Annotated in this window: 14 protein-coding genes; 8 read left to right on the top strand and 6 right to left on the bottom strand. The window is 72.0% G+C overall.

Translation table 11 applies throughout. The features are described from left to right. Positions 1–25 precede the first annotated feature (25 nt). From PZB75_RS09125 to PZB75_RS09100, 6 genes are all read right to left on the bottom strand, one after another. The gene (locus PZB75_RS09125; protein ID WP_275534791.1) at positions 26–1,057 is read right to left on the bottom strand and encodes an ABC transporter substrate-binding protein; all 1,032 of its coding nucleotides are present in this window, start codon (positions 1,055–1,057) and stop codon (positions 26–28) included. Between the two features lie 81 nt (positions 1,058–1,138). Beyond that, on the bottom strand, positions 1,139–1,855 hold the full coding sequence (locus PZB75_RS09120; RefSeq protein ID WP_275534790.1) for a YdcF family protein: 717 nt from the start codon (positions 1,853–1,855) through the stop codon (positions 1,139–1,141). A gap of 77 nt (positions 1,856–1,932) precedes the next feature. After that, positions 1,933–3,099 carry an acyl-CoA dehydrogenase family protein gene (locus tag PZB75_RS09115; RefSeq protein WP_275534789.1) on the bottom strand — a complete coding sequence of 389 codons (1,167 nt, stop codon included), beginning with the start codon at positions 3,097–3,099 and terminating at the stop codon, positions 1,933–1,935. A 7-nt stretch (positions 3,100–3,106) separates the two neighbouring features. Then, positions 3,107–4,054: a hydroxymethylglutaryl-CoA lyase gene (locus PZB75_RS09110; RefSeq protein ID WP_275534788.1), complete on the bottom strand. Its 948-nt coding sequence runs from the start codon at positions 4,052–4,054 to the stop codon at positions 3,107–3,109. Then, complete coding sequence (locus PZB75_RS09105) at positions 4,051–6,003, bottom strand: biotin carboxylase N-terminal domain-containing protein (protein ID WP_275534787.1); 1,953 nt, start codon at positions 6,001–6,003, stop codon at positions 4,051–4,053. Before PZB75_RS09105 ends, PZB75_RS09110 begins: the two co-directional genes overlap by 4 nt. A gap of 13 nt (positions 6,004–6,016) precedes the next feature. After that, the gene (locus PZB75_RS09100) at positions 6,017–7,633 is read right to left on the bottom strand and encodes a carboxyl transferase domain-containing protein (protein ID WP_275534786.1); all 1,617 of its coding nucleotides are present in this window, start codon (positions 7,631–7,633) and stop codon (positions 6,017–6,019) included. A gap of 241 nt (positions 7,634–7,874) precedes the next feature. Between PZB75_RS09100 and PZB75_RS09095 the strand changes: the two genes are divergently transcribed. The 8 genes from PZB75_RS09095 (at position 7,875) to PZB75_RS09060 (ending at position 18,938) form a co-directional block, all read left to right on the top strand. Continuing rightward, positions 7,875–8,501 carry a TetR/AcrR family transcriptional regulator gene (locus PZB75_RS09095; RefSeq protein WP_275534785.1) on the top strand — a complete coding sequence of 209 codons (627 nt, stop codon included), beginning with the start codon at positions 7,875–7,877 and terminating at the stop codon, positions 8,499–8,501. Positions 8,502–8,617: 116 nt separating this feature from the next. Next, positions 8,618–9,397 carry a phosphatase gene (locus PZB75_RS09090; RefSeq protein ID WP_275534784.1) on the top strand — a complete coding sequence of 260 codons (780 nt, stop codon included), beginning with the start codon at positions 8,618–8,620 and terminating at the stop codon, positions 9,395–9,397. 727 nt (positions 9,398–10,124) lie between these two features. Then, entirely contained in the window at positions 10,125–10,664 is a 540-nt protein-coding gene (locus PZB75_RS09085; RefSeq protein ID WP_275534783.1) for a hypothetical protein, read from the top strand. Between the two features lie 288 nt (positions 10,665–10,952). Continuing rightward, the gene (locus tag PZB75_RS09080; RefSeq protein ID WP_275534782.1) at positions 10,953–13,142 is read left to right on the top strand and encodes a hypothetical protein; all 2,190 of its coding nucleotides are present in this window, start codon (positions 10,953–10,955) and stop codon (positions 13,140–13,142) included. A gap of 103 nt (positions 13,143–13,245) precedes the next feature. Further along, entirely contained in the window at positions 13,246–14,835 is a 1,590-nt protein-coding gene (gene pelF, locus PZB75_RS09075; RefSeq protein WP_275534781.1) for a GT4 family glycosyltransferase PelF, read from the top strand. Positions 14,836–15,287: 452 nt separating this feature from the next. Further along, positions 15,288–16,610, top strand: a complete 1,323-nt coding sequence (locus tag PZB75_RS09070; protein WP_275538647.1) for a hypothetical protein — start codon at positions 15,288–15,290, stop codon at positions 16,608–16,610. Positions 16,611–16,934: 324 nt separating this feature from the next. Beyond that, the gene (locus PZB75_RS09065; RefSeq protein ID WP_275538646.1) at positions 16,935–17,936 is read left to right on the top strand and encodes a GDP-mannose 4,6-dehydratase; all 1,002 of its coding nucleotides are present in this window, start codon (positions 16,935–16,937) and stop codon (positions 17,934–17,936) included. A gap of 288 nt (positions 17,937–18,224) precedes the next feature. Continuing rightward, positions 18,225–18,938 (top strand): sugar phosphate nucleotidyltransferase, encoded by a 714-nt coding sequence (locus PZB75_RS09060; RefSeq protein WP_275534780.1) that lies wholly within the window; start codon positions 18,225–18,227, stop codon positions 18,936–18,938. Positions 18,939–18,940 lie beyond the last annotated feature (2 nt).

Raw genomic sequence — 18,940 nt, 5'->3', positions numbered from 1 at the left:
AGAGGCCCGGCGTCCCGACGCCGGATCAGCTGACCTTCTTGGCACCCTCGATCGCCTTGGCCAGGTCCTCCAGGATCGGCGCGCACTTGTCGTACGAGTAGATCGGCTCGCTGGTGCGTGGAATGACCTGGCCGGCCTTGACGGCGGGCAGCTGGTTCCAGGTCGGCCTCGATGTCAGGGACTCCGGCTGGAGCGCCGAGGAACGGTTGTCCATCATGATGATGTCCGCCGGGTACTTGTCGACGTTCTCCCAGCTCAGGCTCTCGAAGAAGCCCGCCGCGTCCACCTTGGGCTCGACGAACCGCACGCCCAGCTCCTGGAAGTACAGGGTGTCGGCCGACATCTTCGCGAGGGAGACGTAGAACAGGTCCTGGCTGGCGGAGCCGATCATGACCGTGAGGTTCGGCTTGGACTTGGCGGCGGCGCGCAGCCGGGCGGCGGCCTTCTCGAAGCGGGCCTTCGCGTCGGTGACCTTCCTGGCCTTGACGTCGGCGCCGAGGGAGGCCGCCAGTTCCTCGTGGCGCTGGATCGCCTTCGGGACGGTGGTCTGCGCGGCCCACAGGGCGACGCTCGGGGCCAGCTTCAGGATCTTGGCCTTGGACTGGTCCGGTACGTACCAGAGGGCGTCCTTCTCCCACATGGCGGTGACCAGCAGGTCCGGGCCGAGTGCCGCGTACTTCTCGACGTTGAACTCCCCCCAGACGTTGCCGAGGATCTCGACCTTGTCGATGTCCAGGTCGCCGGCCTGCACGTCCGGCTTGCCGTCCTTGGTCTTCGTCGGTCCGAAGACGGCCTTCACCTCGATGCCGTAGTCGTGGAGCGCCGCGGCGGTGCCGGTGAAGGCCACGATGTTCTTCGGGGTGCCCTTGGCCCGCGCCGTCCGGCCGCGGTCGTCCTCGAAGCTCCACGGCCCGGACTTGCCCGCGTCCGATCCCGACCCCGCTCCGGACGACGAGTCGCTGTCCCCGCAGGCGGCGAGCACGGCCCCGAGGCCGACGGCGCCGCCCGCGGCGAGCAGCCCGCGACGGGAGAGGGAGGTGGTCCGGACGTGGGGCATGGCGGTGTCTGCTTTCGTACGTAGGGGAGGAGGTCCGGGTAGGGGCGACCTCCGTCGAACCGGGCGAAGGTTAGCCTAACCTCACTTGGAATTCGGTCCTCCGCTTACCCCCGCGCCACCGGTCTCCGTTGCCCCGGCTCCTCCCGCGCCGCTGCCCACCAGCCGCCGGGTGAATCCCGCTCGGCACAGCCGCTCGTACGCCGCCGTCACCTCGTCCGGCACGTCCTGAGCGATCATGAATGCCTGGCCCGGGTAGACCAGCAGCCGCTGAAGGGAGCCGACGAGCATGTCGATCACCAGGCGGTCGTCACCGACCGAGGTCAGGTACTCCTCGAAGGTCATCGGGGCCGAGGCGCTCACGACCTCCACGCCGGGCCACAGCTTGCGTGCCGTCGCATACGCGCGCCGCTCCTCGTACGGCTTGCTGACCAGCAGCACCGAGGTGACGTCGACACCGGCCTCTTCGAGCGAGGCCCGCGAGAAGCGGATGTTCTCCCCGGTGTTGCGGGCGCGGGGTTCCACCAGCACGGCGGTGGAGGGGACGCCGAGTTCGAGGGCCCGCTCCCGGTAGTGCACGGCCTCGCCGCGCGGCATCCGCTCCCGTGTGGTGGGACTCGTCGCGCCGGTGAAGACGATGAGCGGTGCCAGGCCACGTCGGTAGAGGCCGGCGGTGGTGTCCGCCACGCCGAGGTCATGGCTTCCCAGCCCGATCGCCACCGAGCATCGGCGCGGACGGTGCCGCATCAGGTGGTGGTCCCACAGTTGTCGGGCGTCCGCCCGTGCCTGCGCCGAGATCATGGCTCCTCGCCTCCGCCGTGTGCCGAGTTCGGACCGTTGAGCACACGGCGGCGGCGCGCCCCGATCGCTTTCGCCCCTCAGGCCGGCAGGCCCAGCTCCCGGGCGATCAGCATGCGCTGCACCTCGCTCGTGCCCTCGCCGATCTCCAGGATCTTGGAGTCGCGCCACATCCGGGCCACCGGGTACTCGTTCATGAAGCCGTAGCCGCCGTGGATCTGGGTCGCGTCGCGGGCGTTGTCCACGGCGACCGTCGACGAGTACAGCTTCGCGAGCGCCGCCTCCTTCTTGAACGGTTCGCCCGCCAGCAGCCGGGACGCCGCGTCCCGCCAGCCGATGCGCGCCATGTGCGCCCGCATCTCCATGTCGGCGATCTTGAACTGGATGGCCTGGTTGGCGCCGATCGGGCGGCCGAAGGCGTGGCGCTCCTTCGCGTACGACACGGACTCGTCCACACAGCCCTGCGCCAGCCCGGTCGCCAGGGCCGAGATCGCGATGCGGCCCTCGTCCAGGATGCGCAGGAACTGCGCGTATCCGCGTCCCTCCTCGCCCAGCAGGTTGGCTGCCGGGACCCGGACGTCCGCGAAGGACAGTTCACGGGTGTCCGAGGCGTTCCAGCCGACCTTCGAGTAGGGGGCGGCGACGGTGAAGCCGGGGGTGCCGGACGGCACGATGATCGACGAGATGCGCGGGGCGCCGTTCTCCTTGCGGCCGGTCACCGCCGTGACCGTGACCAGGCCGGTGATGTCCGTGCCGGAGTTGGTGATGAAGCACTTGGTGCCGTTGATCACCCACTCGCCGGTGGCCTCGTCCCGTACGGCGGTGGTGCGGGTGCCGCCCGCGTCCGAACCGCAGTCCGGCTCGGTCAGACCGAACGCGCCCAGCATCTCTCCCGCGCACAGCCTCGGCAGCCACTCGCGCTTCTGCTCCTCCGTACCGAACAGGAAGACCGGCATCGCGCCGAGCGACACCCCCGCCTCCAGGGTGATCGCCACCGACGAGTCGACCCGCGCCAGCTCTTCGAGGGCGATGCCGAGCGCGAGGTAGTCGCCGCCCATGCCGCCGTACTCCTCCGGGAACGGCAGGCCGAACAGGCCCATCCGGCCCATCTCGCGCACGATCTCGTACGGGAACTCGTGGCGCTCGTAGAGGTCGCCGATCTTCGGGGCGATCACGTCGTGCGCGAACGCCTCGACCGTGCGGCGCAGTTCCTCGTGTTCGGCGGTCAGCCGGTGGTCCAGGGACATAGGGGGGTCACTCCTTGTGAGAGAGGGCGCGGACGGCGCGTGAGGGGCTGGGGCGGCCCAGCCGTTCGGCGAGCCACACGCTGGTGGCGGTGAGCGCGCCGAGATCGACCCCGGTTTCGACACCGAGGCCCTGAAGCATCCACACGAGGTCTTCGGTGGCGAGATTCCCGGTCGCGCTCTTCGCGTACGGGCAGCCGCCGAGGCCGCCCGCCGACGCGTCGACCGTCGTCACGCCGTGCTGGAGCGCGGCCAGGGTGTTGACGAGCGCCTGGCCGTACGTGTCGTGGAAGTGCACCCCGATCGTGTCGGTGGCCACCCCCGCAGCGTTCAACTCGGCAAGCAGCGACCGCACATGGCCGGGGGTGGCGACACCGATCGTGTCGCCGACGGAGAGTTCGTCGCAGCCCAGGTCCATCAGCGCCTTCGCGACCCGTACCACCTGGGGCACCGGGACGGGCCCCTCCCAGGGGTCGCCGAAGCACATCGACAGATAGCCGCGCACATGTGCCCCGTCGGCCTTCGCGCGGGCGACCACCGGCTCGAACATCGCCAGCGATTCGTCGACCGTACGGTTCAGATTGCGGGCGGCGAACGTCTCGGTCGCCGAACCGAAGACGGCGATCCGGCGGGCGCCGAGGGCGAGTGCGCGGTCAAGACCGCGCTCGTTGGGCACCAGCACCGGCAGCGCGACACCCTCCCCGAGATCCCCGAGCAGCGGGAACAGCCGCTCCGCGTCGGCCAGTTGGGGGACCCACTTGGGGTGGACGAAGCTGGTCGCCTCGATGGTGGTGAGCCCGGCGCCGGCCAGGCGGTGGATGAACTCCGCCTTCACCTCGGTGGACACGACGCCCTGTTCGTTCTGCAGACCGTCGCGCGCACCGACCTCGTGGACGCGGACCCGGGCCGGCAGTCCGGGCGCGGGCACGGTCATGGGCAGTGCGGAGGGTGTGGTCATGATTCCTTCCCGGGGCCGTCGTCGGCGGGTGTGATCACGGCCAGGATCTGGTCCATGGCGACCGTGGACCCTGCGGTGACGTCCAGTTCGGTGACGGTCCCGGCGTGCGGGGCGGAGATGACGTGCTCCATCTTCATCGCCTCCACGACGAGCAGGCTCTGCCCGGCCGCCACCTCGTCCCCGACGGACACCTTCACGACGGTGACGGTGCCGGGCATCGGCGCGGCCAGGGTGTCGGCCCCGGCGTGCGCGGCCCCGGCGAGCGAGGCGGCCACCGGGTCGTGGTCCTGGACGTGCCAGGTGTCGCCGTCCCGGCCGAGCCAGTCGGCCCCGCGGTGGAAGTGGTGGAGGACGCCGTCGACCTCGACGGTGACCCGGCCGTCCTCGACCAGGGCCCCGCCGGGCGCGGGACGAGCGACGGGTTCGAGTCCCGCCACGCGCAACGGGAAGGTCAGCGCGGCCGGTTCGCCGCCGGTCCGCCAGCCGTTCGGCACGGAGAACGGATCGGTCCAGCCGTGTGCGTCGGTCTCCGGGGCGAGCGCGTCGAGACGGACCGCGGCCGCCGCCGCGTACACCGCGTCCGGCACCCCGTCCGGGATCAGCCCGTCCGCCTCGCGTTCCACCAGGCCCGTGTCCAGCGCCCCTGACTCCACCGCCGGATGGGCCAGCAGCCGGCGCAGGAAGCCGGCGTTGGTCGGGACGCCCAGGATCACCGTGTCCGCCAGGGCCGCCCGCAGCCGGCGCAGGGCCGTGGAGCGGTCCGGGCCGTACGCGATGACCTTCGACAGCATCGGGTCGTACAGGCTGCCGACCTCGGCGCCCTCGCTCAGCCCCGAGTCCGTCCGCACCCCGTCGCCCCGCGGCTCGCGCAGCGCGAGGACCGTGCCGCCGGACGGCAGGAAGCCGCGCGCCGGGTCCTCCGCGCAGATCCGGGCCTCGACGGCGTGCCCGGTGAGGGTGATGTCCCGCTGCTCGTACGGGAGTCGTTCCCCGGAGGCGACCCGCAGCTGCCACTCCACCAGGTCCAGTCCGGTGATCAGCTCGGTCACCGGGTGCTCGACCTGGAGGCGGGTGTTCATCTCCATGAAGCAGTACGCGGCGGGGTCGGCGCCCGGCACGATGAACTCCACCGTGCCCGCGCCCACGTACCCGCACGAGCGGGCCGCCTGCACGGCCGCCTCACCCATCGCGGCCCGGGTCGCCCCGTCGAGGAGGACGGACGGCGCCTCCTCGATGATCTTCTGGTGGCGGCGCTGGAGCGAGCACTCGCGCTCGCCGAGGTGCACCACATGGCCGTGGGCGTCCGCCAGGACCTGGATCTCGATGTGGCGCGGCCGGTCGATCCACCGCTCCACCAGCAGGGTGTCGTCGCCGAACGAGGCGGTGGCCTCGCGCCGGGCCGCGGCGATCTCGTCGGCGAGCAGCGTCTCGTCGCGGACCAGCCGCATGCCCTTGCCGCCACCGCCCGCCGACGGCTTCAGCAGCACCGGCATGCCGATCCGCCGTGCCGCGTCGACCAGTTGGGCGTCGGTGAGACCGCTGCCCGAGGAGCCGGGCACCACCGGGACCCCGGCCGCCGCGACCGTCTCCTTGGCGCGGATCTTGTCGCCCATCAGCGAGATCGCCGAGGCCGGGGGGCCGATGAAGACCAGGCCCGCGTCGGCGCACGCCGTCGCGAACCCGGCGTTCTCGGCGAGGAAGCCGTAGCCGGGGTGCACGGCCTGCGCGCCGGAGCGGCGCGCCGCCTCCAGCAGGGCGGGCACGCTCAGATAGCTCATCGAGGCGGGCGCGGGACCGATGCGTACCGCCGTGTCGGCCTCCCGCACATGCCGGGCACCGGCGTCCGCGTCGCTGAACACGGCGACCGAACGCACGCCCAGCTCCCGCAGGGTCCGGATGACCCGGACCGCGATCTCGCCGCGATTGGCGACCAGAACGGTGTCGAACATCGTCAACTTCCCCTCACATCCGGAAGACGCCGAAGCCGGGTTCACCCAGCGGGGCGTTGGCACAGGCGGTCAGGGCCAGACCCAGCACCTGGCGGGTCTCCAGCGGGTCGATCACACCGTCGTCCCAGAGCCGGGCGGTGGCGTAGTACGCGCTGCCCTGCTGCTCGTACTGGGCGCGGATCGGGTCCTTGAACGCCTCCTCGTCCTCGGCGGGCCACTCCTCGCCGCGCCCCTCCAACTGGTCGCGCTTGACCGTGGCCAGCACCGAGGCGGCCTGCTCACCGCCCATCACGGAGATCTTCGCGTTGGGCCACATCCACAGGAAGCGCGGTGAGTACGCCCGGCCGCACATCGAGTAGTTCCCCGCGCCGTACGAACCGCCGACCACCACCGTCAGCTTCGGCACCCGGGCGCAGGCCACCGCCGTCACCATCTTGGCGCCGTGCTTGGCGATGCCGCCCGCCTCGTAGTCCCGGCCGACCATGAAGCCGGAGATGTTCTGGAGGAAGACGAGCGGGATGCCGCGCTGGTCGCACAGCTCGATGAAGTGGGCGCCCTTCTGGGCGGACTCCGAGAACAGGATGCCGTTGTTGGCGACGATGCCCACCGGGTGGCCGTGGACACGGGCGAAGCCGGTGATCAGCGTCGTGCCGTACTCCGCCTTGAACTCGGCGAACCGTGATCCGTCGACGACCCGGGCGATCACCTCCCGCACGTCGTACGGCGTACGGGAGTCGACCGGAACCGCGCCGTACAGACCCGCCGGGTCCACCTTCGGCTCCTCGGCCGGGCGCACGGACCAGGGGAGCGGGCCGCGCTCCGGGAGCGTCGCGACGATGTCCCGGACGATGCGCAGCGCGTGCGCGTCGTCCTCCGCGAGGTGGTCGGTGACGCCCGACGTACGGGAGTGGACCTCGCCGCCGCCCAGCTCCTCCGCGGTGACGACCTCACCGGTCGCCGCCTTCACCAGCGGCGGGCCGCCCAGGAAGATCGTGCCCTGGTTCCGGACGATCACGGCCTCGTCGCTCATCGCCGGGACGTACGCCCCGCCCGCCGTGCACGAGCCGAGCACCGCCGCGATCTGCGCGATGCCCGCGCCGGACATCCGGGCCTGGTTGTAGAAGATCCGCCCGAAGTGCTCACGGTCGGGGAACACCTCGTCCTGCATCGGCAGGAACGCGCCGCCCGAGTCCACCAGGTAGAGGCACGGCAGCCGGTTCTCCAGCGCCACCTCCTGGGCCCGCAGATGCTTCTTCACGGTCATCGGGTAGTACGTGCCGCCCTTGACCGTGGCGTCATTGGCGACGATCACGCACTCCCGGCCGCTGACCCGGCCGATCCCGGCGATCACCCCGGCCGCCGGGGCCGCGCCCCCGTACAGCCCCTCGGCCGCCAGGGGGGCCAGCTCAAGGAACGGCGAGCCGGGGTCGAGAAGCGTGTCCACCCGCTCGCGGGGCAGCAGCTTGCCGCGTGCCACATGCCGGGCGCGGGCCTTCTCACCCCCGCCGAGCCGTGCCGTGGCGAGCCGCGTCCGCAGCTCGTCGGCGAGCGCGTGATGCGCCGCCTCGTTGGCCTGCCAGGCCGCCGAGGCGGGATCGGCCGCGCTCGTCAGCACCGGTGCCTGCTGCATCCTGTCGAGCCCCCTTGCCCGTAACGAGGCCCGTGATGAGCCGCGTGTATGACCTGCGTGTACGGCCTGCCGCACCGCCTGCGGCCCGTGTGCCGCACGGCGTACCGGACCGGTCCCGCACGCGGTGCGTGGCCGGTCCGTCACCGGGTGTTCCCGTCCCCGGTGGAACATCTGTTAATGAGCGTTAACGCCTGGTCCTCAGGTTAACGAGCGCTAACCTCCCTGTCTAGAATGAACTCTCATGAGCCCCCATGCCACCGCCCGTGTCGCGGCCCCCACCCGCCGCGAGCAGATCCTGAAGGAGGCCGCGCGGCTCTTCGCCGAGCGCGGGTTCCACGGTGTCGGCGTCGACGAGATAGGGGCCGCCGTCGGAATCAGCGGTCCCGGCCTGTACCGGCACTTCCCCGGCAAGGACGCGATGCTCGCGGAACTGCTCGTCGGGATCAGCGAGCGGCTGCTCGCGGGCGGCAGGCTGCGCGTCACGGAGGACGCGGCCTCCGGCGACGGTTCTCCGGATGCCCTGCTCGACGCCCTCATCGAGGGCCACATCGACTTCGCGCTCGACGACCGCCCGCTGATCACCCTCCACGACCGTGAGCTGGACCGGCTTCGCGACAGCGACCGCAAGCGGGTCCGCCGGCTCCAGCGGGAGTACGTCGAGCTGTGGGTGGAGGTGGTGCGCGAGCTGTACCCGGACCTCCCGGAGAGCGAGGCCCGCGCGACCGTCCACGCGGTGTTCGGGCTGCTGAACTCCACCCCGCACCTGGGGCGCCCAGGAGCCCTGCCGGGCCGTACGGCGACGGCGGCGCTGCTGCACCGGCTGGCCCGCGGCGCGTTCGCCGCCGCTTCGGCCGTGCCGAGGGGGTGACGCGAGGCGTCCGAGGAAGGTGCGCGCGGGCGCCGGAAGGGCGGGCGCGCCCCGGTGCCGCCTCGCGCCTGTCGCTTCCCCGGCGGATCACGGCCGGTCGGCGGCACAATGGGTCCATGCCGATACCCAGCCGCGCCGCCCTCGTCGACCACCTCGTCCGTACGCGCATCGCGGGAGACGTCGCCACCCCGCGCGACAACAACCTCTCCCACTACCGCAAGCTCGCCAACGGCGACCGCCACTACTGGCTGGGGCTCGAACTCGGCGACCGCTGGACCGACGAGCAGGACGTGCTCGCCGTGATGGCCGAACGCTGCGGGGTCGACGACGACCCCGGGCACCGGCACGGTCAGGACACCATCGACCCCGAGCTGACCGTCGACGCCCTGGAGCGGATGGCGGCCAGGCTGCGCGCGGCGGCGGAGGGGTCGCAGAGCGTGCTGTTCGCGACCGGCCACCCGGGCGGTCTGCTGGACGTGCACCGGTGGACGGCGGACGCGTTGCGGGCGGCCGGCTGCGAGATCGTACGGATTCCCGCGGGGCTCACGGCGGACGAGGGCATGGTCTTCCAGTTCGCGGACGTCGCGGTCCTGGAGCGCGGCGCGACCCTCTGGCACACCCATTCCCCGGCCCCGATGGCGGCGATCCTGGACGGTCTGGAGCGGGACGGCAGACCCATGCCGGACCTGGTCGTCGCGGACCACGGCTGGGCGGGCTGCGCGGGGCAGCGCGGCCTCGACTCGATCGGGTACGCGGACTGCAACGACCCGGCGCTCTTCCTCGGCGAGGCGGAGGGCACCCTCGTGGTCACCGTGCCGCTGGACGACCATGTCGCCGACCCCCGGTTCTACGAGCCGATGACGGCCTATCTGCTGGATGCGGCGGGCCTGCTCTGACGCGCGGGCGGGCCGGGCGTCGTCGTCCTCGGCCGGCCGCGTGGAGGGCCCCGGTCGGACGGCGGGCGAGCCGCCCACCGGGGTCCTCCACGCGGCCGGAAGGACCGCCGCCACGGGTCCCGGTCCGGAATTGGCGGAAAACCGGTCAGGTCCGGGCGGGACCGGCGCGTGGTGCCCGTCGGGCGGGGTGCGCGCCTTCCGGCCGACCGGGCGCACGACCGGGGCCGGTCGGCGTACGCCGGCTCCCGGCCGCGCGGCCGCACCGCTGGTCACACCGGTCCCACTGGCGTCCGGGGCACGTGGGCATGTGCCCATGACACACGTGCGTGCCCAGTGGCACAGTCGGGAGGGACGGCGCCCGGGGCCCGGCACGGGTGGTCGCGTTCCGCGCGGTGGCCGTGGCGGTGTCCGGAATCCGCTGTCGCGGGCACCGCGCGACCCCGTTCATCGGGTCCGCATGTGCCGAAGCCGGTGCAGTCATGTCCGCATATCGGGCGTTCTTCGCCCCACTTTTCCCTCGCGGGACCGGATCGCGCCATTCTCGTACGTCCTGACGACTTCGGCGGCGGCCTCTCCTACCCACCGTGTGCGCCGCGCTACCTGGTGCGATCATATGAATGAGGGGACTTTCACCCGTTGGGGAACCCTCCAATTCCGGACGACCGGGACGGCCGACCGGGTGGCCGTGGTGCAGACGGCGGGCGGGACGGTCTCCTAGCCTCCCGCCATGCGAATCACACACCTGAGACGGTTCGGTCTCACCGCGATCATCGCTCTCGCCCTCGCCATGCTCGGCATGGCGCAACCCGCCAGCGCCGACGACACCCCCGATCTGTCCTTCGCCGTGGCGCAGACCACCGCCACCCCGGGGTCCAGCGTCGACATCACGATGACGCTCACCAACAACCAGACGACGGACATCTGGTTCGTCTACCAGTCGCTCCAGCCGACCTGGCTGACCGCCCAGCGCACCGACGTGAAGTACAGCTTCACGTCCTGCACCTCCGAGGGCGTCACGTGTACCGGCACCGGTACCACCAGCCTCGGCGTCAACTACGCCATTCCGCTCGCCCCGGGGGCGAGCCGGACTGTCACACTCACGTATCAGATCGCCGCCGACTCCGGCTGCAACGCGGACATCGCGTTCTACTCGTACCTGTACTACGAGTACAACTATGGCCAGAGCGTGAAGGACGGCACCTTCAACGCGCCGAGCACCCGCGTGACCTGCGTGACTCCTCCCGCTCCGGAGGCCGTCCGCTCCTGACCTCGCCGATCGGCGGCCCGCTCCGAAGGGGGGCGGGCCGTGCGCGGTGGGCCTTCGCGGACCGCCCTCCGGATGCCGCTCCGGAGGAGTTGCCCCGCGGTCGTCGCGAAGTCGCCCACAATTATCTGTCATATTTCACAACAGTCACACGAAACGCGCACGACTGGATCATTATGTGAACTGTCAGTGCTCGGCGCCGACTTCCGTGAGGGAGCGGGCGTCGCGCTGGGGGGAGGGCCCGTGGGCCGGGAGATCCGGTCGGGCCCTACTGGGGAGGGAATCCACCGAATGAAACGCTCCATACGTACCAAACGCACCCTGCGTGCGACCGCGCTCAGTGCCGGAGTGCTGGCGCTCGCGCTGGCGTTACCGAACGCCCCCGCGCTCGCCGACGAACCGGCACCCGCGCCCCGCGTCGATCTGCGCGTCCTGATCCTCTCCGACGGCGGACCGGCCACCTCCGCCATCGCCGCCGAGCTGGACGGCGCGGGAACCCCGTACACGCTCGTCAACCTGCTCGACACCGGGCGGCCCGTCATCAACGCGGCCTTCCTGGCGGACACCGTCGACGGACGGCCGCGGGCCAAGTACCAGGCCGTCGTCCTGCCCAACGACAGCCCGTTCGGCTCCGGTTCGTACGAGATGACGGCACTCGCCGACTACGAGAAGACGTACGCGATCCCGCAGGTCGACGCCTACACCTACCCCCGGCCCCAGGCCGGACTCCAGACGCCCGTGCCCATCAGCGGCGGCTACAGCGGCACACTGGACGGCCTTCAGGCGCAGGTGACGACCGCCGGCAAGAGCGGCGCTTTCGGCTACCTCGACGGTGCGGTCCCCTTCGAGGACAACTCACCGACTGTCTCCGAGAGTTACGGCTACCTGGCCCGGCCCGCGGTCGGCGCCGACTACACCTCGTACGTCGACGCGCAGGTCCCCGGCACCACCACCCGCGGCTCCCTCGTCGGTGAGTACCGCCACGACAACCGCCGCGAACTGGTCGTCACCTTCGCGTACAGCCAGTACCAGCAGCAGTTCCGGCTGCTCGCCCGGGGCATCGTCGACTGGATGACCCAGGGAGTGCGCCTCGGCGCGTCCCGGAACTACTTCGCCGTCCACGTGGACGACGTGTTCGCGGCCGACGACCGCTGGGACTCCACGCTCAACTGCACCCCCGGTGACGTGGACTGCCAGCCCGGCCAGGGCACCTCCGACCCGATCAGGATGACGGTCGACGACGTCCGCAACGCGGCCACCTGGTCCGAGCAGCGGAACTTCAAGATCGACATGGCGTACAACGGCGGCGGCAGCGACGAGTACCGCGACGAGCACGACAACACCGACGCCACCGCCGACGAGTTCATCGCCAAGCGCGCCGACTTCCGCTGGCTGAACCACACGTACGACCACTCCTTCCTCGGCTGCGAGCAGGACGTCACCGTCGTCCCGTGGAAGTGCGCCACCAATCCCGACGGCAGCACCCGGTACGTCAGCCAGTCCTTCATCTCCCACCAGATCTCCGACAACCAGCAGTGGGGCGAGCAGGCCGGCCTCCCGCTGGAGGCGGACGAACTCGTCACCGGCGAGCACTCCGGGCTGAAGCTGTCGCCGCAGCAGCCGAACGACAACCCCAACCTCGCCCCCGCGCTCGCCGCGAACAACATCGCCTGGCTGGGCTCCGACATGTCACGCGACCCGAGCCAGCGCCCGGTCGGTCCCGCGCTCACCGTCGCCCGGTACCCGATCAACATCTTCTACAACGCGGGCCACGTCGCCGAGCAGGTCGACGAGTACAACTGGCTGTACACCAGCCGCGCCCAGGGCGGCAGCGGCATCTGCGAGGACCTGGCCAACACCACCTGCCTCGACGCCCCGCTGGACACGGCCACCGGCTACGACGACTACATCGTGCCGCTGGAGACCCGGATCGCGTTGAGCCATGTGCTCGCCAACGACCCGCGCCCGCACTTCATGCACCAGTCGAACCTCGCCGAGGACCGCATCGGCTACCCGGTGCTCGACGGAGTGCTCAACACGTACGAGGGCCTGTACGCCGCCAACACCCCGCTCGTGAACCTCCGGATGAAGGACATCGGCAAGGAACTGAGCAAGCGGGCCGTCTGGGACACCGCGGTCAAGAACGGCACCGCGAACGCCTACCGCATCGGCGACGCCGTGACCGTGAACGCCCCCACGGGCCTCGACGTCACCGCCACCATGCCCACGGGCAGCGTCCGCGACCTGCCGGCCGGTCCCACCGCCTTCGGCCAGCCGTACGCGGGAACCGTCTCCGGCTGGGCCACCCCGACCGCCGGCAGCGGCGGCATCACGCTGTCCCTGCCCCCCGCCCTCGCTCCCCTCGCCACCGCGCCCAGGGGCAGCACCGCACACGGCGCGGAACACGCGCCCGTGCGGATCGCCCCCCGCACGCCCGTCCCCGCCGCGCTGCTGCGGCCGATGGCCGTCGTCGGGCACTGAGCGACAGCACGTCCGTACATCCTCCCGGCAACCGGGTCCTGTCCGTCACGCGGCGGACAGGACCCTCACGCCCGCCGCACTCTTCCCGCCGTGGAGCGCATTCATGCCCCTGCGTCACCCCGCGCCGCGCGCCGACGCCGCGCGTGTCACCCTGCTCACCGAAGGTACGTACCCCCACAGCCATGGCGGAGTGAGCGTCTGGTGCGATCAACTCGTCGCCGGAATGCCGGACATCGAGTTCGACGTCATAGCCGTGACCGGAACCGGTCGTGAGAGCACCGTATGGGACCTGCCCGCCCAGGTCTCCCAGGTCACCTCGGTCCCCATGTGGGGACCGGCCCCCGACGGCTCCGCGCCGCGCGGCCGTCGGCTGCGCAGGCTCATGGCCGCGTACGAGAGTTTCCTCACCGCACTGCTCGACCCCGACGCCGAGGCCGGATTCGCCCCCGGGCTCTACGAGTTGGCCCGCGCCGCACAGGACGGTGTGCTCAGCCCCGCCCTGCGCGACGACCAGGCGGTACGCGTCCTGACCGCCGTCTGGAACCGGAAGGGGCTCCCCGTCCGCGAGGCCCGCCCCACCCTGTACGACGCCGTCACGGCCACCGGCCTCCTGGAACACGCGCTGCGGCCGTTCGCCGCGCGCCCGCCCGAACAGGGCGTGACCCACGCGGTCAGCGGCGGGGTCGCCGCTCTCCCCGGCCTGGCCGCGGCCGAGTTCCACGGAGTACCGCTGCTCCTCACCGAGCACGGCGTCTACCTCCGCGAGCGGTACCTCGGCTACCGGACCGCCCCGTACCGCTGGCCCGTCAAGGCCGTCCTGCTCGGCTTCTTCCGGCTGCTGGCCGAGGAGACGTACCGCAGGGCAGCGCTGATCACCCCCGGGAACCGCTACAACCGGCTCTGGGAGGAACAGGGCGGCGCCGATCCGAACCTCATCCGCACCGTCTACAACGGCGTCGACCCGGCCGCCTTCCCGCCCGCCGGACCCGAACCGGACCGGCCGACCCTCAGCTGGGCCGGGCGGGTCGACCCGATCAAGGACCTGGAGACGCTGATACGCGCGTTCGCGCAGGTCCGCGCCGAACGACCGGACGCGGCGCTGCGCATATTCGGCGGCACCCCGCGCGGTGGCGAGGCGTACCGCGAGCGGTGCGAGAAGCTGGCCGCCTCCCTCGGCCACGCCGACGCCGTCACCTTCGAGGGACGGGTGGACGACATCCGGGACGCCTACGCGGCGGGCAACGTGGTGATGCTCTCCAGCATCAGCGAGGGGTTCCCCTTCACCCTCATCGAGGCGATGTCGTGCGGACGCGCGACCGTCTCCACGGACGTCGGCGGGGTGAGCGAAGCGGTGGGCCCCACCGGCCTGGTGGTCCCGCCCCGCGACCCGGCCGCGATGGCGGCGGCCGCCCTGGAACTGCTGGCCGATCCGCCGCGCCGCGCCGCGATGGGCGAGGCGGCCCGGCTGCGGGTGATCGAGCAGTTCACCCTCCGGCAGACCGTGGACACCTTCCGGGCGATCTACCTCGAACTCTGCGCACGCGACGGCTCCCGCCCGGCCGCCACCGACCCGGCGGGACCGGTGCTGTCCGCACTGCCCGTACGCGTCCCCGCCAGGCAGCCGAGACTGGTCGGGGCCGCGGCCCCGTCCGGGCACCCGGCCGCCGCCGAACTCGGGGAGATGGCCGGATGAGCGGCCCGATGTCCCTGGAACCGGACGGCGGACGCGAGGACACCCTCGCCATGCGACTCGCCAAGCCCCCCAGGCCGCGGTGGGACCGGAGGCCCGCGCGCCCCGAGGTTCCGGCGCGCACCGCGGGACCGGCGTACCCGGAAGGCCCGGCACGCGGCGGCCCGGGGAGGGCGAACGGCCCCGGAACGGCGAACGCCCCGGGTACGGCGAACGGCAGAGGCACGGCGAACGGCCCGGGTACGGCGAACGGCGGAGGCACGGCGAACGGCCCGGGTACGCCAAGCGGCAGAAGCACGCCGGCCGGCGACCGCAGGACCGCCAAGGAGCGGGCGGCCGAACGGCTGCGCGACGACACCCTCGCCCTGAAGCTGGCGAAGCTCCCGGACCCGGCAGCCGGACGGGGCACCGCCAGGGGCGGGGGTGCGAACCCCCGCGGCGTACCCGCCAAGGAGATGACCCTCGCGCTGCGGCTGCCCCGCCTCCTGCGCCCCGCGCAGCGCTCGCGCACCGACGCGCCCGTGGACCGGCTGGCGGCCGAACTGGCCGAGCAGATCGGCCCCGCCGTGCACGCCTACGAAGTCGCGGCGGTCCTGGAGTCCGAGGGCCTGACCAGCGACGTCATCCAGGAGAAGTACGGCCACCCGGACCTGTTCTCGCTCGCCGCCGATCTCTACGACAGAGTGCCGCGCAGCTTCCCCGAACCGCCCCTGCCCCCCAACCCCTGGGCACCCGACCACATCCGGTGCGCCCTGCGCGGGGCGCTGTTCGCACTGCCCGCGCTCGCCTACCTGCTGATGCCGCAGATGTGGCACAGCGACCGGGACGCCCTGGCCCTGATCGCCGCCGGACTGTTCTCCTGGGCCTGGGGACAGGCCCTCGGCCACCGCACCTACCTGCGGCTCGCCACCGGACCGCGCGAGGCGGGCCGGACCATGCTCATCGGCGCCCCGGTCGGCGCCGCCCTGGCATCGGCGACCGGGCTGGCCGTCGCGGGACCCGGTTCCGCGGCCGTCTTCGCGGTCGGCCAGTCCTGCTACCTCGCGGCGGCGGGCGTCCTGCTGGTCCTCGGCAGGGAACGCCTCCTGCTGTGCACCCTCGTCCCGCTCGTCGTGGGCGTGGCACTGCTGCCCTGGTGGGAGCCCGGCCCGCCGCTGAGGATCGGCATCCCGCTGCTCACCCTCGTCTCGTCGGCGGTGGCCGCGGCCCATGTCGTACGGGAGAAGCTCAAGGCGCCGCCGGTGTCCGGCGATCCCGGCCCGCTCCTGCGCTCCGTCCCGTACGGGCTGTTCGGCCTGGCGGCCGGGCTGCTCGTGGCCTTCGCGGGACGAGAGGGCCACACCCTGGCGATCGTCGCCCTCACCCTCAGCATGGGTCCCGCCGAGTGGCTGCTGTACCGCTTCCGGGGCCTGTCCGTGTCCGCGCTGCGCGCGGCCGAGACCGTGCGCGGCTTCCAACTGCGGTCGGCGGCCGTGCTCGCGCTCTGTCTGGTGTGCTACCTGCTGCCGTTGGTCCCGGCGGCGCTGCTGACCGGCGCCGATCCCGTGGCGCTCACCGCGCTGGGAGCGACGCTGTGGACGGCGCTGCTGCTCCAGGCGTTCGGCATCGCCTGGCTCCCGGCCGGGATCTGTGTCACGGCCGCGGCGGGGGTCGCGCTCATTCGCCTGCTGGACGTACCGGAGGGGCCGCTCGCCCTGCGGCTGTACTGCGGCGGGGCGGCGATCGCGCTGGCCGTGTGCGCGCTGCGGCTGCTCGGCAGACCCACCGCCCACGCCTGACCGGCGCGGGCACCGACCCAGGTACCACGGCACGACGCCCCTGCCCCGACGGGACGGCACACACGACACGAACGGCACATACGTGACGCACGGCGCACACGGCGCATACGACGAACGCCACGGTACGGAGCACGACCGCACGGGGCACGACGGCCGACCGGGCCGCCCGCACCGCCGACACCGCGTCCCCGTACCGCTGTACCCCCGTACCCACCGAACCACCGAGCACCGGCCACGCAGCACCGACCACGCACCACCGGTCGCCCGGCACCGGCCACGCACGACGCACCACCTCAAGATCGAAGGGACACCCAGTTGACTTCCGTGACATCCGCACCGCTCGCAGCGGTCACCGGAGCCGAGGGCTTCATCGGCTCGCACCTCACCGAGGCCCTGGTGGCCTCCGGCCACCGCGTCCGCGCCATGGTCCAGTACAACTCCTTCTCCTCCTACGGCTGGCTGGAGTCCCTGGCCCCCGACGTCCTCGACCAGGTCGACGTCGTCCTCGGTGACGTCCGGGACCCGGGTTCCGTCCGGGCCCTGGCCGACGGCGCCGAGACCGTCTACCACCTGGCCGCGCTGATCGCGATCCCGTACTCGTACCAGGCCCCGCACAGTTACGTGGACACCAACGTCACCGGCACCCTCAACGTCCTGGAGGCGATCCGCGCCCTCGGTACGCCCCGGCTGGTGCACACCTCCACCAGCGAGACGTACGGCACGGCCCGGACCGTCCCCATCACCGAGGACCACCCGATCAACACCCAGTCCCCGTACGCCGCGTCCAAGGCGGGCGGGGACCGGCTCGCGGACAGCTACCACGCGAGCTTCGGCACCCCGGTGGTCACCCTGCGCCCCTTCAACACCTACGGTCCCCGCCAGTCGATGCGGGCCGTGATCCCCACCGTCATCGGCCAGGTCGCCGCCGGCTCGCGCACCATCACACTCGGCGATCTGCGCCCCACCCGTGACTTCACCTTCGTGACCGACACCGTCCGCGCCTTCCTCGCCGTGGGCACCGCGCCCGCCGATGCCGTCGTGGGCCGCACCTTCAACGCGGGCACCGGCGAGGAGATCTCGATCGGTGACCTCGTCCGGCTGATCGGCAAGGTCATGGACGCGGAACTGACCGTGACCGAGGACGAACAGCGCATCCGCCCAGCCGACTCCGAGGTCATGCGCCTCGTCGCGGACGCCACCCGGCTGCGCGAGGCCACCGGCTGGGCACCCGAGCACAACCTGGAGAGCGGCCTCGCCGCCACGGCCGCCTTCTTCCGCGACCCGGCCAACCTCGCCCGGTACAAGACCGGCGTCTACAACGTCTGATCCCGCACGACCGCACACGTACTGCGTCCGATCCCGCACAACCGCACACGCACCACCGCACCCGCACGAATCGGCAGCCGATCACGCCGTACGACAACCGTCGTGCGGCACCCCCGCCGCACGACGGACCGTCGTCCGGCACCAGCGCCGCCCGACGGACCACCATCGTGCGGCGCCCCCGGCGTCCGGCAGACCGCCGTACGCCGTCCGACAGTTCGGCAACGGTGGGGGACCGGGGCACGCCCGCCCGGTCCCCACCCCGACAGCCACAGGAGACAGGAAGCCACCATGCACGCAGTGATACTCGCCGGAGGCAAGGGCGTCCGGTTACGGCCCTACACCACCGCGCTCCCCAAGCCGCTCGTGCCGATCGGCGACCAGCACGCCATCCTGGAGATCGTGCTCCGCCAGCTCGCCGCCGGCGGATTCACGAGCTGCACCCTCGCCATCGGCCACCTCGGACACATCATCAGCGCGTACGTCGGCGACGGCTCGCGCTGGGGACTGACCATCGACTACGCGACGGAGGAGAGCCCGCTCGGCACGATCGGCCCGCTCCTCACGATGCGCGACCGGCTGCCGGACACCTTCCTGGTGATGAACGGCGACATCCTCACCGACCTCGACTACCACGACGTCCTGACCACCCACCGGGCCTCCGGCGCACCCCTGACGATCAGCACCTACGCCCGCGAGGTGAACATCGACTTCGGAGTCCTCACCACGGACGCCGGAAAGGTCGTCGCCTTCACCGAGAAGCCCAGCATCGACTACCGGGTGTCCATGGGGGTGTACGCCCTCAGCCGCAAGACCCTGGAGGGATACACCCCGGGCCTGCCGCTCGGCTTCGACGAACTCGTCCTCGACCTCCTCGGCAAGGGAGAGTTGCCGCACGCCTACGAATTCGACGGATACTGGCTCGACATCGGACGGCCCGACGACTACGACCGGGCCAACGCCGAATTCACCACCTACCGGTCCCTCCTGCTCAAGGGAGCCTGAAC

Source organism: Streptomyces sp. AM 4-1-1, assembly GCF_029167625.1.
GTDB lineage: Bacteria > Actinomycetota > Actinomycetes > Streptomycetales > Streptomycetaceae > Streptomyces.
This window is presented reverse-complemented; position numbering and strand designations above follow the sequence as displayed.

Excerpts from the sequence above, each read along its gene's own strand:
- PZB75_RS09125 (WP_275534791.1), bottom strand. The coding sequence starts at position 1,057 with ATGCCCCACGTCCGGACCACCTCCCTCTCCCGTCGCGGGCTGCTCGCC.
- PZB75_RS09120 (WP_275534790.1), bottom strand. The coding sequence starts at position 1,855 with ATGATCTCGGCGCAGGCACGGGCGGACGCCCGACAACTGTGGGACCAC.
- PZB75_RS09115 (WP_275534789.1), bottom strand. The coding sequence starts at position 3,099 with ATGTCCCTGGACCACCGGCTGACCGCCGAACACGAGGAACTGCGCCGC.
- PZB75_RS09110 (WP_275534788.1), bottom strand. The coding sequence starts at position 4,054 with ATGACCACACCCTCCGCACTGCCCATGACCGTGCCCGCGCCCGGACTG.
- PZB75_RS09105 (WP_275534787.1), bottom strand. The coding sequence starts at position 6,003 with ATGTTCGACACCGTTCTGGTCGCCAATCGCGGCGAGATCGCGGTCCGG.
- PZB75_RS09100 (WP_275534786.1), bottom strand. The coding sequence starts at position 7,633 with ATGCAGCAGGCACCGGTGCTGACGAGCGCGGCCGATCCCGCCTCGGCG.
- PZB75_RS09095 (WP_275534785.1), top strand. The coding sequence starts at position 7,875 with ATGAGCCCCCATGCCACCGCCCGTGTCGCGGCCCCCACCCGCCGCGAG.
- PZB75_RS09090 (WP_275534784.1), top strand. The coding sequence starts at position 8,618 with ATGCCGATACCCAGCCGCGCCGCCCTCGTCGACCACCTCGTCCGTACG.
- PZB75_RS09085 (WP_275534783.1), top strand. The coding sequence starts at position 10,125 with ATGCGAATCACACACCTGAGACGGTTCGGTCTCACCGCGATCATCGCT.
- PZB75_RS09080 (WP_275534782.1), top strand. The coding sequence starts at position 10,953 with ATGAAACGCTCCATACGTACCAAACGCACCCTGCGTGCGACCGCGCTC.
- pelF (WP_275534781.1), top strand. The coding sequence starts at position 13,246 with ATGCCCCTGCGTCACCCCGCGCCGCGCGCCGACGCCGCGCGTGTCACC.
- PZB75_RS09070 (WP_275538647.1), top strand. The coding sequence starts at position 15,288 with ATGACCCTCGCGCTGCGGCTGCCCCGCCTCCTGCGCCCCGCGCAGCGC.
- PZB75_RS09060 (WP_275534780.1), top strand. The coding sequence starts at position 18,225 with ATGCACGCAGTGATACTCGCCGGAGGCAAGGGCGTCCGGTTACGGCCC.